The organism is Rhizobium sp. BK602 (assembly GCF_014195095.1).
GTDB lineage: Bacteria > Pseudomonadota > Alphaproteobacteria > Rhizobiales > Rhizobiaceae > Rhizobium.
Genome location: NZ_JACIBC010000001.1, coordinates 826,732 through 840,456, shown reverse-complemented (window position 1 = coordinate 840,456; position 13,725 = coordinate 826,732). Strand labels below are relative to the sequence as shown.

The following is a 13,725-nucleotide window of genomic DNA, read 5'->3' as shown; positions in this document are numbered from 1 at the left end:
TCGGCGGTGGAATTCACCACATGATTGCTTGAAAGGAAGTCGCGCCATGAAAGAACGCTACGCAAAATTCAATATAGGCGACGTGGTTCGGCACCGCATGTTCCCCTTCCGCGGTGTCATATTCGACGTCGATCCGGAATTCGCCAATACCGAAGAATGGTGGAATTCCATTCCCGTAGAAGTGCGGCCCAGCAAGGACCAGCCCTTCTATCACCTTCTCGCCGAAAACGACGAGACGGAATATGTCGCATACGTATCCGAGCAGAATCTGATCAGCGATGAGAGCGGCGAGCCGCTACGCAACCCGCAGATCGCTCAGATATTCGATGAAGCGCCTACCGGCGAACTCAAGCCCAAGATGAGCTTCGCGCACTAAGCCTCCGCTTCACCCTGGATTTCGCAAAGGGAAGACGCTCCCAACGTCTTCCCTTTCGTTTGAGCGGATCATGCTCTTGCAAGAACAGCGCAAAAGAAAAAGCCCGGTTCGCACCGGGCTTTTTCATGCATTCTCGTGGACGCCCGCAGCTTACTGCTTGGCGGCCTTCTGCGCATCTTCCAGCTTCTTGCGGGCTTCTTCAGCCTTCTTCTGCATGCTGTCCTGCAGGCTCTTCTGGCTCTCGGCCAGCTTGGAGTCGGAGATCGCCGGGCCGTCAAAGGCCGCGCCGAAGCCGGTGAGCGAAATCTTGATCGGGTTCGGCGCGCGGCGGAAGTTGATCGAGGTGAAGGTCACGTCGGTGCCCTTCTTCAGCGATGCGATCATGGCATCCGTCACCGGAATTTCGGCCGTGCACTTGTCCGGCAGGCAGACGGCATAGTCGATCTTCTGGCCCTTGCCGCCATCGACCTGCATGGTGATGCCCGGAGGGATCAGGCGCGCGGTCGGAACGGAGATCTGCAGGATCTTGCGATTGACCTTGCCATCGACCGAGATGAGGCCGACTGCCGTCACGAGCTGGCCGTTATTGGCCATCATCAGGTTCTGAACGATGCAGATATCGGCGTCGTCCTGCTTGGTGCAGGTCTTGTACCAGCCAAGGCGCGGCTGATTGGCATCGCCGCCATCGGCGGGAGCGGCGGAGGCATCCTGGGCAAAGGCAGCCCCCGGAAGTGCTGCGCCGATCATGAGAGCCAGAGCAGACAGACCTGCCCGCATTGTGTTGTCAGTCTTGAACATCATAGCGAAACCGCCTCCTGAAATCCGATGCGGGACGACAGCCTGCCGCCCCATGCCAATCGGGTCAAACCGCCGTCCACCTGTCGAATGAATAAGGCAAATGCATGACCCGAGAAACCCGGCCCCCCTGTTACATCGCACAGGCGCGGATATCCAGCGTTTCTTTGGTCTTTTCTGTTGAGACGCAAGAATTCCCCTCGCCGCGTGTTGGATTCGGCACTGTCATGATAAGGTTCCGCAGAATCATGCCCCTTACCGGAAAGGATGCCATGCAAGCGCTCCGGATCGCTATTTTCCTGTTCTTCTCGGCATTCTATACCGTGGCGGCCGCCCAGCCGCTCTATGGTATCGCGATGCATGGAGATCCTGCCCTGCCGGCGGATTATACGCATTTTCCCTACGTCAATCCGAACGTCAAAAAGGGTGGTCGCATCAGCTACGGCGTCGTCGGCACCTTCGACAATCTCAATCCGTTCATCCTGAAAAGCATGCGCACCACGGCGCGCGGCATGTGGGATCCGGATTACGGCAATCTCGTCTACGAATCGCTGATGCAGCGCTCGCGCGACGAACCGTTCACGCTTTATGGACTGCTGGCGCAAAGCGTCGAATGGGACGACAGCCGCAGCTTCATCCAGTTCAACCTCAATCCGAACGCCAAATGGTCCGATGGACAGCCGGTGACGCCGGAAGACGTGATCTTCACCTTCCAGCTCCTGCGCGACAAGGGCCGTGTGGTTTTCTCCTCCCCGCTGGAGACAATCGGCAAGATCGAGAAGGTCGGCGAGCATGGCGTTCTCATCCACTTCAACGGCAAGGCGAATCGCGAAACGCCGCTGATCATCGCCACGTTGCCGGTCCTGCCGAAACACGCCATCGATCCGGAGAGTTTCGATCGGACCACGCTTGCCACTCCAATCGGCTCCGGCCCCTACAAGGTCAAAAGCATCGATCCGGGGCAGCGTATCATCTACCAGCGCGATCCCGACTATTGGGGCAAGGACATTCCCGCAAAGGTCGGTGTCGATAATTACGACGAGATATCCGTCACCTATTTCCTACAGGAGACCACGCTGTTCGAAGCCTTCAAGAAGGGCGATATCGACGTCTATCCCGACGGCAGCCCCGGCCATTGGCAGCAGGCCTATGATTTCCCGGCCGTGACCGCCGGCACCGTCGTCAAGGACGTTTTTAAGCCGAAACTGCCGAGCGGCATGTTCGGTTTCGTCTTCAACACGCGCCGGCCGATCTTCGCCAACAAGATCGTGCGGCAAGGATTGACGCTTGCCTTTGATTTCGAATGGGTCAACCGCAACCTTTCTTCGAACGCCTATACGCGAACGCAGAGCTATTGGCAGAATTCCGACCTCTCCTCGCTCGGCGTGCCCGCCGATGCACGCGAGCTGGCCATGCTCGGCCCGATCAAGGATCGCATCGATCCCGATGTGCTCGATGGTACCTACAGGCTACCCGTCAGCGATGGGTCCGGCCGAGACCGCGCCATCCTGCGCAAGGCCGTCAATCTCCTCAAGCAGGGCGGTTACACGATCAAGGGCGAAAAGATGGTCGATAGCGCCGGGCGTCAGCTCAGCTTCGAGATCATGACGCAGAATCCCGATCAGGAACGCATCGCCATTGCCTATCGCCGGACGTTGGCGCTGCTCGGTATCGCCGTGACGATCCGTACCGTCGATGATTCGCAATATCAGCTCCGGACGATCAGCTACGATTACGACATGATCCTCAAGGCCTACCCCTCTTCGTTGTCGCCGGGCATCGAGCAAGTGGGGCGCTGGAGCTCCACCGCCGCAAAGGCTGAGGGCAGCCTCAATTTCGCCGGTGTCGCCGATCTCGATGTCGATACGTTGATGGATCATTTCCTGGCGGCCCGCTCCGCCGAGGATTTCCGCGATGCCGTGCGGTCTTTCGACCGTATGCTGATCTCCGGTTATTATGTGGTGCCGCTCTACCATATCGGCCAGCAATGGGTGGCGCGGCGCAGCCGCATCGCTCATCCGGATGCGCTACCGCTCTATGGTTATCAGCTCCCGACATGGTGGGATTCCTCGGCGCAATAGACCTTGCGGGCGGGAAAGGTCGCTGGTTCCTTTTTGGTAACCGGTTGAAGCGGCCGCCCCGAAGGCCTAGATGGGGTCTTTAAGCTGAATAAAGCGGAAGGATACGACCATGGAACGCATCACGATCGATATCGTCTCGGACGTCGTTTGTCCGTGGTGCTATCTCGGCAAGGCACGGCTGGAGCTGGCGATCGCCGAGGTGCAGGACGAAGTGGGCGTCGATCTCAACTGGCGCCCCTATCGCCTCAATCCCGACTATCCCCCTGAAGGCGTCGACCAGAAGAAGGCGCTGGCGCAGAAGCTCGGCGGCGAGGAGCGCGTCGCGCAGGCACACAAGATGCTGACCGACCTCGGCCGCGAGGTCGGCATCAAGTTCGATTTCGAGGCCATCAAGATCGGCCCAAACACGCTCGACGCCCACCGCCTCATCCATTGGGCGGGCACGGAAGACCGCGAAAAGCAGGAAAAGGTGGTCACCGCCCTCTTCAAGGCCAATTTCGAAGAAGGCCGCAATGTCGGCGACCATGCCGTGCTGCTGGATATCGCCGAAGGCGCCGGCCTCGACCGCTCCGTCATTGCCGCCCTGCTTTCCTCCGACGCCGACCGCGACCTGGTGCTCGCCGAGATCGACGCTGCCCAGAAGATCGGCGTCAGTGGCGTCCCCTTCTTCATCTTCGACCAGCAATATGCCGTCAGCGGCGCGCAGACGCCGGACGTGCTGGTTGGAGCTCTGAAAGATATCGCCAAGATGAAGGCCGAGGCGCGGGCGGGGATGAATTGAATGTTGCGTTGAGGGTGGGAAATGATTGAGACGGCACGGCTTATTTTGCTAAGGTTGTTGCTGTTGGACGCCGAGCATAGCGGCACATGAGCGACCGCGCGGCAAAAGCGGTTATGCGCCCTGGACCATCATTTTGAAAAGCACCGGCTGGATCATAGGCTAGGACGGTCTATGCGATGATCCTTTCGATCCCGGCTGGGGTGTTGAGCCCGGCTACTATTTCAACCAGGATGCCTGGATTTGCCGATTTGGAAGCGAATTTGCCTCGGTGACATTGGCGGTGGCCGACTGCATGTTGAAACTCGCGAGGGTCAGCGCTTTCGCATGACCGGAAAACAAAAAATCGCAACGACTATTGGAAGAAGCGGGATTCGAAGTTATTAGTTTTGTTCCTGAGATGGAACACTTCTTTTTCGAGCGCCTGCGCTCACTTGAAGCAGAGGCTTGGAATGCCAATCGGTGGAGATGCAATATTGTGTCTTCCCGTAATATCATCACGTTCAGCCGACATCTTCCGATGACAGTTTCTCCGATGGCACCCATCCTTTAACGCCGTCGGCCGCTTGGCACCATACCCAGCCATGGGTCTCCTCCAAGGCCGTCAATATCTCACCTACTGAGCAGGTTAGCTCTATGGCTGAATAGTTACGGGACGCTATGGATGGTTCCTCAGACAAGAGAACAGCAGCATCAGGAATCCATCCACTGCGGCCATCCGGTCCCACCGCCCAAAGCCATATGTGACCTTTCCAGTTATCGGATTTACCGGTTAGATTAATTGGATCGCCGATCTTGAACGCAATCGGATCAGCGTAGGAGGCCACGTGTGCCTCCAAAACGGTCCTTTTCGTGGACACTGATCAGCGCCTCCCTACTTCGCCAGCTCCGCCAACTGCGTCATAACCACCGCCGCCCCCTGCAGCCGCTTCTCCGGCGTCGGAAGGTCGCGCGTCAGGAAGACGCTGTGGTCCGGGCGGATCTTCGCCATGGTGCCCTGCTTGGCGATGTAGCCGACAAGGTTGGCCGGGTTCGGGAATTCCTTGTTGCGGAACTGCACGACGACGCCCTTCGGGCCGGCGTCCAGCTTCTCGACATTGGCGGTGCGGCACAGCGACTTGATGTAGACGATCTTCAGGAGATGCTGCACTTCCTGCGGCATCGGGCCGAAGCGGTCGATCATTTCGGCGCCGAAGCCGTCGATCTCCTTGATTTCGGTGATTTCGCCGAGGCGGCGATAGAGCGCCATGCGCAGATGCAGGTCCGGCACGTAATCGTCGGGGATCATCACCGGTGTGCCGACGGAAATCTGCGGCGACCAGCCGGTATCCTGGATCTCGTCGACGCCCTTGACCTCGGCAACGGCCTCTTCGAGCATCTGTTGGTAAAGCTCGAAGCCGACTTCCTTGATATGGCCGGACTGTTCCTCGCCGAGCAGATTGCCGGCGCCGCGGATATCGAGGTCGTGGCTGGCGAGCTGGAAGCCGGCGCCGAGCGTGTCGAGCGATTGCAGCACCTTGAGGCGGCGCTCGGCCGTCGTCGTCAGCACCTTGTTGACCGGCAGGGTGAACAGCGCGAAGGCGCGTACCTTGGAACGGCCGACGCGGCCGCGCAGCTGATAGAGCTGCGCCAGGCCGAACATGTCGGCGCGGTGCACGATCAGCGTGTTGGCCGTCGGCACGTCGAGGCCGGATTCGACGATGGTGGTGGAGAGCAGCACGTCGTAGCGGCCTTCGTAGAAGGCGTTCATGATGTCTTCCAGCTCGCCGGCCGGCATCTGGCCGTGTGCCACAGCCACCTTCAGCTCCGGCACATCCGATTGCAGGAAGGCGTGGATATCGGCGAGATCGGCCAGACGCGGGCAGACATAGAAGCTCTGGCCGCCGCGATAATGCTCGCGCATCAGCGTTTCGCGGATGACGAGCGAATCGAAGGGCGAGATGAAGGTGCGCACCGCCATGCGGTCGACCGGCGGCGTGGTGATCAGCGACAGTTCGCGCACGCCGGTCATGGCAAGCTGCAATGTGCGCGGGATCGGCGTCGCCGACAGCGTCAGCACATGCACGTCGCTCTTCAGCTCCTTCAGCCGTTCCTTGTGCTTGACGCCGAAATGCTGCTCCTCGTCGATGACGAGCAGGCCGAGATTGGCGAACTGGATACCCGAGCCGAGCAGCGCATGTGTGCCGACGACGATGTCGGTCTTGCCTTCGGCCACTTCCTTCTTGGTCAGCGCCAGATCCTTGGCGCCGACGAGGCGGGATGCCTGCTGCACGCGGATCGGCAGGCCGCGAAAACGCTCGGAAAAGGTCTTGAAATGCTGGCGGGCAAGCAAGGTCGTCGGCACGACGACCGCGACCTGCGTGCCGTTCATGGCGGCGACGAAGGCGGCGCGCAGCGCCACTTCCGTCTTGCCGAAGCCGACGTCACCGCAGACGAGGCGATCCATCGGCCGGCCGGCGCCGAGATCGTCGCGCACCGCATCGATGGCGTTCATCTGGTCGTCGGTCTCGTCATAGGGGAAGCGGGCGGCGAATTCGTCATAGAGCCCGTCCGGCGCGGTCAGCACCGGCGCATGCCGCGTCAATCGCTCGGCCGCAACGCGGATCAAGGCTCCCGCCATATCCAGCAGGCGCTTCTTGAGCTTGGCCTTGCGCATCTGCCAGGCGCCGCCGCCGAGCTTGTCGAGCTGCGCCTCGGTGCCCTCGCCGCCATAGCGCGACAGCAGATCGATGTTCTCGACCGGCAGGAACAGCTTGGCGTCGTCGGCATAGCGCAGCTCGAGGCAGGCATGCGGTGCGCCGGCCGCCTCGATGGTCCTCAGCCCGACGAAACGGCCGATGCCGTGCTCGGCATGGACGACGATCGAGCCTTCGTCGAGGCCGGCGACCTCGGAGATGAAATCGGCGGCGCGCTTGCGGCGCTTGGAGCGGCGCACCATGCGGTCGCCGAGAATGTCCTGCTCGCCGATGACGACGAGATCGCCCGCCTCAAAACCCGCTTCCAGGCTGAGCACGGCCGCCGCCGCCTCGCCTTTCGCCAGGCTGCCGAGATCATTGAAAGCCTCGATCGTCTTGACGCGCGCCAGCCCATGTTCGGCCAGCACCTGCAACAGGCGGTCGAGCGATCCCTCGGTCCAGGCCGATATCAGCACCTTGTCGCCGGCGGCGCGGCGATCGGCAATATGCTTGACGACGGCATCGAAGACGTTGACGCGTTCGCTATCGGCGCTTTCGGTGGCGGACCGCGCCCAGCGCGGCCCCTGGCGGGCGTCAACGCTGATCACCCGGCGCGCCTCGCCCTCATGCTCGTTGAAAGGCGAAATGCGGATGGCGTTGAAGGCATCGAGCGCTTTGCCGAAGGTGCTGCCGTCGAGATAGAGCTGGCCGGGCGTGACGGGTTTGTAGGGCGTGCCCTGCGCCATCTGGCCCTTGCCACCCTGCCCGGAATTCAGGCGGGCGTCGTAATAGTCGAAGACCAGCTTGGAGCGCTCTTCGGCGGCTTCGCGCACCGTATGGTCGGTGACCAGCCGGAAGCCCTTGAGATAGTCGAAGACCGTTTCCAGCTTCTCGTAGAACAGCGGCAGCCAATGCTCCATGCCGGCATAGCGGCGGCCTTCAGAGACCGCGACATAGAGCGCATCGTCGCGCGTGGCGGCGCCGAAAGATGAGAGATAATTCTTGCGGAAGCGGCTGATCGTATCCGGCGTCAGCGTCACCTCGCTCATCGGATTGAGATCGAGGGAGCGGACCTGGCCGGTCGTGCGCTGGCTGGCGGGATCGAAGCTGCGGATGCTCTCCAGCGTATCGCCGAAGAAATCGAGCCGTACCGGCTCTTCCGTACCCGGCACGAAGACATCGAGAATGCCGCCGCGCACGGCATATTCGCCGACCTCGCGCACGGTGGCGACGCGGTCGAAGCCGTTGCGCTCCAGGCGGCCGGCGATGTCGTCCATGCGCACCTGATTGCCGGGCCTGGCGGAGAAGGTAAGGCTCTCGATCACATCCTGCGGCGCCACCTTCTGCAGCATGGCGTTGACGGTCACCAGCACGATCGCCGCATGCGGCTTGCGATGATAGGCGATGAGGCCGCTCAAGGCCGCGAGACGGCGCGCCGAGGTGTCGGAGCTGGGCGAGACGCGGTCATAGGGAAGACAGTCCCAGGCGGGCAGCGTCAGCACCGGGATTTCGGGCGCGAGGAAACCGAGCATCTGCTCGACATCGGCCATGTGCTGGCCGTCCGACATGACATAGGCGACGGGCTGTCCCGTTCTTGCCAGCTCAGCCAGCAGGAAGGGTTCCAGGCCGGACGGCACATGGCCAACAGTCAGCGGCTCGCTTGCGGCGAGCAGTTTCTTCGCGTCGAAACCGGGGATCATCTCGTTATTCCGAACCTTTCCGCGATCTCGTCGAAATCGGGCTTGTAGGACGCCAGGCGCTGGAACAGCGGCGTTTGCAGATGCTGCGGCGTCGGCTGGGTTCCGAGAACCCACTTGACGAGATCGTTGTCTTCCTCGGCCATGATGCGCTCGAGCTCGTCGAGGTCGGCTTCGCTCAGGCCCGGCAGCTCATTGTCGGCGAACTGGCCGAAGACCAGATCCATCTCGCGGATGCCGCGATGCCAGCAGCGAAACAGGATGCGCCGGCGGCGAGGATCGAGATCGGCACTGCTGAGAGTGAGCCCAGTCATCAAAAACACCCTTATGTTGATGCGTCTCTATAAAACCAGCCTTGTAAGGTGGGAACCGGTTTTTCGGAAAAAAGCGTCCCTCGTGCAATTTTCCGGGGAGTGTCGGCCTCAGAAAGGCCGTCGCTGCCATCGGCCCTTGCCAAGTCCACCCTCCCCGTCGCATTTTGCCGGCCATGCGCCCGGCTATTCTCGACCCGCTATTTGCTTCCATTTCCTCGCTGCCCGGCGTCGGGCCGAAGGTTGCCGAGCTGCTGGTGAAGCTGCTCGACCGGGAAACGGTCGAGGATTGCCGCGTAATCGACCTGCTCTTCCACGCGCCGCATTCCATCATAGACCGGCGCGAGCAGCCGGGCATCGCGCGGGCGCCGCAGGGCGCCATCGTCACCATCACCGGCCGCGTCGATCGCCACCAGCCGCCGCCAAATCCGCGCAGCAACGTGCCCTATCGCGTCTATCTGCACGATGAAACCGGCGAACTCGCGCTGGTGTTCTTCCGCGGCAAGGCGCAATGGCTGGAAAAACAATTGCCTGTTGACGAGACGGTCACCGTGAGCGGCAAGGTCGACTGGTTCAACGGCCGCCCGTCGATGGTGCATCCCGACTACATCATGCGCGAAAACGAGGCGCAGAACCTGCCGCTGGTCGAACCCGTCTATCCGCTGACGGCGGGACTGGCATTGAAATTCCTGCGCAAGACCATCGAGGCAGCGCTGACCCGCATGCCGGAGCTGCCGGAATGGGACGATGCAGCGCTGGCGCAGAAGCAGGGTTTTCCCTCGATATCGGACAGCTTTCACATGCTGCATGCGCCGCGCGACGCAGCCGACATCGATCCGCAGTCGCCGGCTCGGCGCCGGCTTGCCTATGACGAATTTCTGGCCGGGCAATTGTCGCTGTCGCTGGTGCGCCAGCGTTTGCGTAAGGTCGCCGGCCAACCCGTGCATCCGACTGGAGAAATCAGCCGGAAGATATTGGAATCCCTTCCCTTCTCCTTGACGAACAGCCAAACGCAGGCCATTGCCGATATCCTCAAGGATATGGCCGGCACCGAGCGCATGCTGCGCCTGCTGCAGGGCGATGTCGGCGCCGGCAAGACGCTGGTGGCGCTGATGGCGATTGCCGCCGTTCTCGAAAGCGGCGGCCAGGCCGTGTTGATGGCGCCGACGGAAATCCTGGCACGGCAGCATCACGCCACCATCTCGAAATTCGCTGCCAGCGCCAATCTCTCCGTCGAAGTGCTGACCGGGCGGACCAAGGGCCGCGAGCGCGACGCCATTCTCGAACGCATCGCGTCCGGCGAAGCGCAGATCGTCATCGGCACGCATGCGCTGTTCCAGGACAGCGTCACTTATGCCAATCTCATGCTGGCCGTCGTTGATGAGCAGCATCGCTTCGGCGTCCATCAGCGCCTGCGGCTGACCGCGAAAGGCATCTCGCCGCATATGCTTGTCATGACGGCGACGCCCATCCCCCGAACGCTGGTGCTTGCCGCCTTCGGCGACATGGATGTTTCCAAGCTCACCGAAAAGCCGGCCGGCCGCAAACCCATCCAGACCATTACTGTTCCGACCGAGCGTACGGGTGAGATCGTTTCGCGATTGAAAAGCGCGTTATCCGAAGGCAAGAAAGCCTATTGGATATGCCCACTTGTTGAGGAAACCGAAGAATCCGATTTAATGTCAGTCGAGGAGCGGCATGCAACGCTGACCAAGGCACTCGGCCCGGCTGTCGGGCTCATCCATGGCCGGATGAGCGGGCCGGAGAAGGATGCCGTGATGATGGCGTTCAAGAATGGCGAGACCCGCCTGCTGGTCGCAACGACAGTGGTGGAAGTCGGCGTCGACGTCCCCGATGCGACAATCATGGTGATCGAGCATGCCGAGCGCTTTGGCCTGGCGCAGCTGCATCAGCTTCGCGGCCGCGTCGGACGCGGCGACGAGGCCTCGACTTGCATCCTGCTCTACAAAGGCCCGCTCGGCGAAACAGGCCATGCGCGGCTGTCGATCATGCGCGACACCGAGGACGGTTTCCGCATCGCCGAGGAGGATTTGAAGCTGCGTGGCGAAGGCGAATTGCTCGGTACGCGGCAATCCGGCACGCCGGGCTTCCGCATCGCCAGCCTCGAAGCTCATGCCGATCTTCTCGAAATTGCCCGCAAGGACGCCGCCTATCTGATCGAACGCGATCCGGATCTGACCGGCGAGCGCGGCATGGCGGTGCGTACCCTGCTCTATCTCTTCCGTCGCGACGAGGCGATCCGGTTCCTGCGCGCGGGATAGAGCAGTTCCAGGAAAAGTGCGTAGCGGTTTTCCGTCCGGAATTGCGTGAAAACAAAGAGATAGAGCAGTTCAGCGATTCCGTGGAACGCTGAACTGCTCTAACCGGATGGACGCGAGCGCCGCGTCCATCCATCTCGGAAAATCCGTTACTTCGCCGAAAGGCCGGGGATCGTGAGCTGATACACCTGGAACATGGTGTCGACATCGGCCCCGCCCTCCGCCTTGTAGGCGGCGCCGACCTGGTAGCCGTCCTGGGTCAGGAAGTCGTTGTCGTTGGCGACGAACAGGAAGTAGTCGTCCGGCTGCTTCGGGTCGAGTGCGCTGACGAGCGACATGGCCTCCCATTTTTCCGAGAGGTTGTTGCGGTCGTTCGGTGCGCCGTTGTGCAGTCCGAAGCGCGCTAGGTTGGCGCCGTCGTTGATATCGATGAGCTGGCTCACGGCCGCCGGCTTGACGGAGGGATCGAGCACGCCCTTCGGAGCGACCGGCTTGTCGGCATCGAACGCGCTGCCGGCAATGTCGGTGGCGGCCGAGATATCGACGACGTTGATGCTGCGGTAGAGCGACTTCTCGCCCTTCAGGCCGTAGCCGTTATTGCTGTCGCGCGCCAGCATCAGGAAGCTCGTCGGCGAAAGTGCGACGATTTCGCTCTGCGCGGCCACCGCCGTCTTGCCCTTGTCGTTGGTGAAGACCGGCAGCGGTACGATATATTCATGCACCAGCTTCAGATTTGCCGGATCGGCGGCGTCATAGACCAAAGCGCGGGTGTTCTGCCGGGTCGAGCCGGAATCGCCACCATCCTGACGGGTCGCCGATTGCAGCACCGCGATCAGGAACTTGCCGTCTGGCGTGAGCGACATGCCTTCGAGGCCCTGATTGTTCTGACGACCGCTGGTCGGGTCCTTCGGATCGGGAGCGCTTTCGCCAGGGCCCGGATTGTTCGAGGCGAAATTGACCGCGCCATTGCGCATCGGCAGCAGCGCAGCCGGTGGCTGCGTGGCCGACATCATCCGGCCGTCGGCCGCGAAGCGATAGATATAGGGGCCGTATTCGTCGCTGATGAACATGGTGCCGTCGGGCAGACGGGCAATGGCCTCGTTGTCGAGCGAGAGCTTGCCGTTCGGTGCTTGCGGCAGCAATGGCATGGCGCCTTCCGCCTGGCGGGTGCCGCCCGCCGGATCGAGGCCGGTGGTGTCGGCGCCCTTGTTGTCGGTCAGCAGCATGGTGTCGGCGAGCTTTACCTCAAGGCCGGATTGCTCCTTGCCGGCCGGCGGCGTGGCGCCGGGAGCGACCGGCGTCAGCTGCACGTCGATGGTGTTCAGGCGCGGACGATAGTCGGTGGTGCCCTCGACGTTATAGCCGCGATCCGGCAGCAACCATAGCGAACCCTTGTAGGTGCCGTCGGCATTGCGCACCCAGCTCTTGGCATCGATCGACATGCCGGAACCCGAGCCGAAGGTCTCGCCGAACTTGTCGCGCTGATTGGCGGGAATGCGGCCGATGGCAATGAGGCCCTTGTTGACCAGCGTCATGCCGCCGACGGTGACGGAATTATCGGCAAGGGCCACGGCCGGCGCGGAAAAGACGAAAGTAGCGAGCGCTGCTGACAGCAGCGGCAAAGTCATTGAACGCTTCACGGCAATACCTCCTGATGAAACCATGTGCTGGAACGGCATTCATCCCCGATCGGCCGGAAGCCGTATCGAATGTTCGTCTCCGGCTTTGAAGCTGGATATTCGAGGATGAGATGCGCCCGTTTGCCTTTCCGGCAGACGGTCTAAGACAGCAACATGATAGAGACATGACAACTCGCTCCCAACGTGTGGGATTTGCGAGAAGGCGGAAGCAAGTGATTGCTACGACAGCGATTTTATCGGAACAGGCGGTACTTCCTTGGGCGCGAGCAGCTTTTCGCGATAGTCGGGCGAGACCAGGCCGCCGGAAATTAGAAGCTTGGCGCCGTCCTCGGGACTCATGTCGAGAACCGTGATCTTCTCGCGCGGCACGAAGACGAGGAAGCCGGCGGTCGGCACGGGCGTCGGCGGCAGGAAAACCGCCACCATATCCTTGCCCATGGCATTGAATTTCGAAGCGATCTCGCCCTTTGCATCGGTGGAGATGAAGACCATCGACCAGAGACCGGGGCTCGGATATTCGATCAGACCGACCTTTTTGAAAGAGGTGCCCTGCTCCTTCAGCACGGTCTCGAAGATCTGCTTCACGCTCTTGTAGATGGTGCGCACCAGCGGCACGCGCTGCACGATGGATTCGCCGAAGCGGACAATACTCTGGCCAATCAGGTTCTTGGCGAGGAAGCCGATGATCGTGATGAAGATCATCGCGATCAGCACGCCGGTGCCGGGCACGGCGAAGTTCAGATAGTTCTCGGGATCGTAGCGCGCGGGAATATAGGGCCGAACCCAGCTATCGGCCCAATGAATGACAGACCAGGTGAGCCAGAAGGTAATGGCGATCGGCGCGCAGATGATCACGCCGGCCAGGAAATTATTTCTGATCCGTGCCGCCACGGATATCTTGATGGGCTTTTCCGTCATTCGCCGTTCGAAAACTCCGTTCCGTCGCCTACCGCTCCCGGCAAATTTCCCCCACCATCTCCAGCGTGAATCGTGCCAGAAATTCGCGATGCGCACAACCCGCCAGTCACGCCGCCGGGCCGCATATCGGCCCGGTTCACGACGACGTTATCTGCGCGAAAAGCCGCGAAGAAAG

At 61.4% G+C, this 13,725-nt stretch carries 10 protein-coding genes; 4 read left to right on the top strand and 6 right to left on the bottom strand.

What is annotated here, in order from left to right:
- Positions 1 to 46 precede the first annotated feature (46 nt).
- On the top strand, positions 47 to 376 hold the full coding sequence (gene hspQ / locus FHX11_RS04070) for a heat shock protein HspQ (protein ID WP_184355298.1): 330 nt from the start codon (positions 47 to 49) through the stop codon (positions 374 to 376).
- A 150-nt stretch (positions 377 to 526) separates the two neighbouring features.
- Here hspQ and FHX11_RS04065 read toward each other — a convergent pair whose 3' ends face one another.
- The gene (locus FHX11_RS04065; RefSeq protein ID WP_184355297.1) at positions 527 to 1,177 is read right to left on the bottom strand and encodes an invasion associated locus B family protein; all 651 of its coding nucleotides are present in this window, start codon (positions 1,175 to 1,177) and stop codon (positions 527 to 529) included.
- Positions 1,178 to 1,443: 266 nt separating this feature from the next.
- Between FHX11_RS04065 and FHX11_RS04060 the strand changes: the two genes are divergently transcribed.
- Both FHX11_RS04060 and FHX11_RS04055 read left to right on the top strand, forming a co-directional pair.
- Positions 1,444 to 3,252 (top strand): extracellular solute-binding protein, encoded by a 1,809-nt coding sequence (locus FHX11_RS04060; RefSeq protein WP_184355295.1) that lies wholly within the window; start codon positions 1,444 to 1,446, stop codon positions 3,250 to 3,252.
- A 109-nt stretch (positions 3,253 to 3,361) separates the two neighbouring features.
- Complete coding sequence (locus FHX11_RS04055) at positions 3,362 to 4,033, top strand: DsbA family oxidoreductase (RefSeq protein ID WP_184355293.1); 672 nt, start codon at positions 3,362 to 3,364, stop codon at positions 4,031 to 4,033.
- A 500-nt stretch (positions 4,034 to 4,533) separates the two neighbouring features.
- Here the strand turns inward: FHX11_RS04055 and FHX11_RS04050 are convergent, their stop codons facing one another.
- Genes FHX11_RS04050 through FHX11_RS04040 form a run of 3 tightly spaced genes read right to left on the bottom strand, consistent with a single transcriptional unit; the run spans position 4,534 to position 8,716 of the window.
- Positions 4,534 to 4,890, bottom strand: coding sequence for an SH3 domain-containing protein (locus FHX11_RS04050; RefSeq protein WP_184355291.1), 357 nt, complete (start codon positions 4,888 to 4,890; stop codon positions 4,534 to 4,536).
- Positions 4,891 to 4,904: 14 nt separating this feature from the next.
- The gene (mfd, locus tag FHX11_RS04045; RefSeq protein ID WP_184355289.1) at positions 4,905 to 8,405 is read right to left on the bottom strand and encodes a transcription-repair coupling factor; all 3,501 of its coding nucleotides are present in this window, start codon (positions 8,403 to 8,405) and stop codon (positions 4,905 to 4,907) included.
- On the bottom strand, positions 8,402 to 8,716 hold the full coding sequence (locus FHX11_RS04040; RefSeq protein ID WP_184355287.1) for a succinate dehydrogenase assembly factor 2: 315 nt from the start codon (positions 8,714 to 8,716) through the stop codon (positions 8,402 to 8,404). The genes mfd and FHX11_RS04040 overlap by 4 nt, the downstream gene beginning before the upstream one ends.
- A gap of 173 nt (positions 8,717 to 8,889) precedes the next feature.
- On the opposite strand from FHX11_RS04040, the gene recG reads away from it, so the two are divergent.
- Positions 8,890 to 10,995, top strand: a complete 2,106-nt coding sequence (gene recG / locus FHX11_RS04035; RefSeq protein WP_184355285.1) for an ATP-dependent DNA helicase RecG — start codon at positions 8,890 to 8,892, stop codon at positions 10,993 to 10,995.
- Positions 10,996 to 11,141: 146 nt separating this feature from the next.
- Here recG and FHX11_RS04030 read toward each other — a convergent pair whose 3' ends face one another.
- Together FHX11_RS04030 and FHX11_RS04025 are read right to left on the bottom strand one after the other, a co-directional pair.
- Positions 11,142 to 12,620, bottom strand: coding sequence for an esterase-like activity of phytase family protein (locus tag FHX11_RS04030; RefSeq protein WP_184355816.1), 1,479 nt, complete (start codon positions 12,618 to 12,620; stop codon positions 11,142 to 11,144).
- Between the two features lie 231 nt (positions 12,621 to 12,851).
- Positions 12,852 to 13,550, bottom strand: a complete 699-nt coding sequence (locus tag FHX11_RS04025; protein ID WP_184355282.1) for a DUF502 domain-containing protein — start codon at positions 13,548 to 13,550, stop codon at positions 12,852 to 12,854.
- Positions 13,551 to 13,725 lie beyond the last annotated feature (175 nt).

Coding starts and splice junctions, on each gene's coding strand:
- FHX11_RS04025 (WP_184355282.1), bottom strand. CDS start 13,550: ATGACGGAAAAGCCCATCAAGATATCCGTGGCGGCACGGATCAGAAAT.
- FHX11_RS04065 (WP_184355297.1), bottom strand. CDS start 1,177: ATGATGTTCAAGACTGACAACACAATGCGGGCAGGTCTGTCTGCTCTG.
- FHX11_RS04030 (WP_184355816.1), bottom strand. CDS start 12,620: ATGACTTTGCCGCTGCTGTCAGCAGCGCTCGCTACTTTCGTCTTTTCC.
- mfd (WP_184355289.1), bottom strand. CDS start 8,405: ATGATCCCCGGTTTCGACGCGAAGAAACTGCTCGCCGCAAGCGAGCCG.
- FHX11_RS04040 (WP_184355287.1), bottom strand. CDS start 8,716: ATGACTGGGCTCACTCTCAGCAGTGCCGATCTCGATCCTCGCCGCCGG.
- FHX11_RS04060 (WP_184355295.1), top strand. CDS start 1,444: ATGCAAGCGCTCCGGATCGCTATTTTCCTGTTCTTCTCGGCATTCTAT.
- recG (WP_184355285.1), top strand. CDS start 8,890: ATGCGCCCGGCTATTCTCGACCCGCTATTTGCTTCCATTTCCTCGCTG.
- FHX11_RS04055 (WP_184355293.1), top strand. CDS start 3,362: ATGGAACGCATCACGATCGATATCGTCTCGGACGTCGTTTGTCCGTGG.
- hspQ (WP_184355298.1), top strand. CDS start 47: ATGAAAGAACGCTACGCAAAATTCAATATAGGCGACGTGGTTCGGCAC.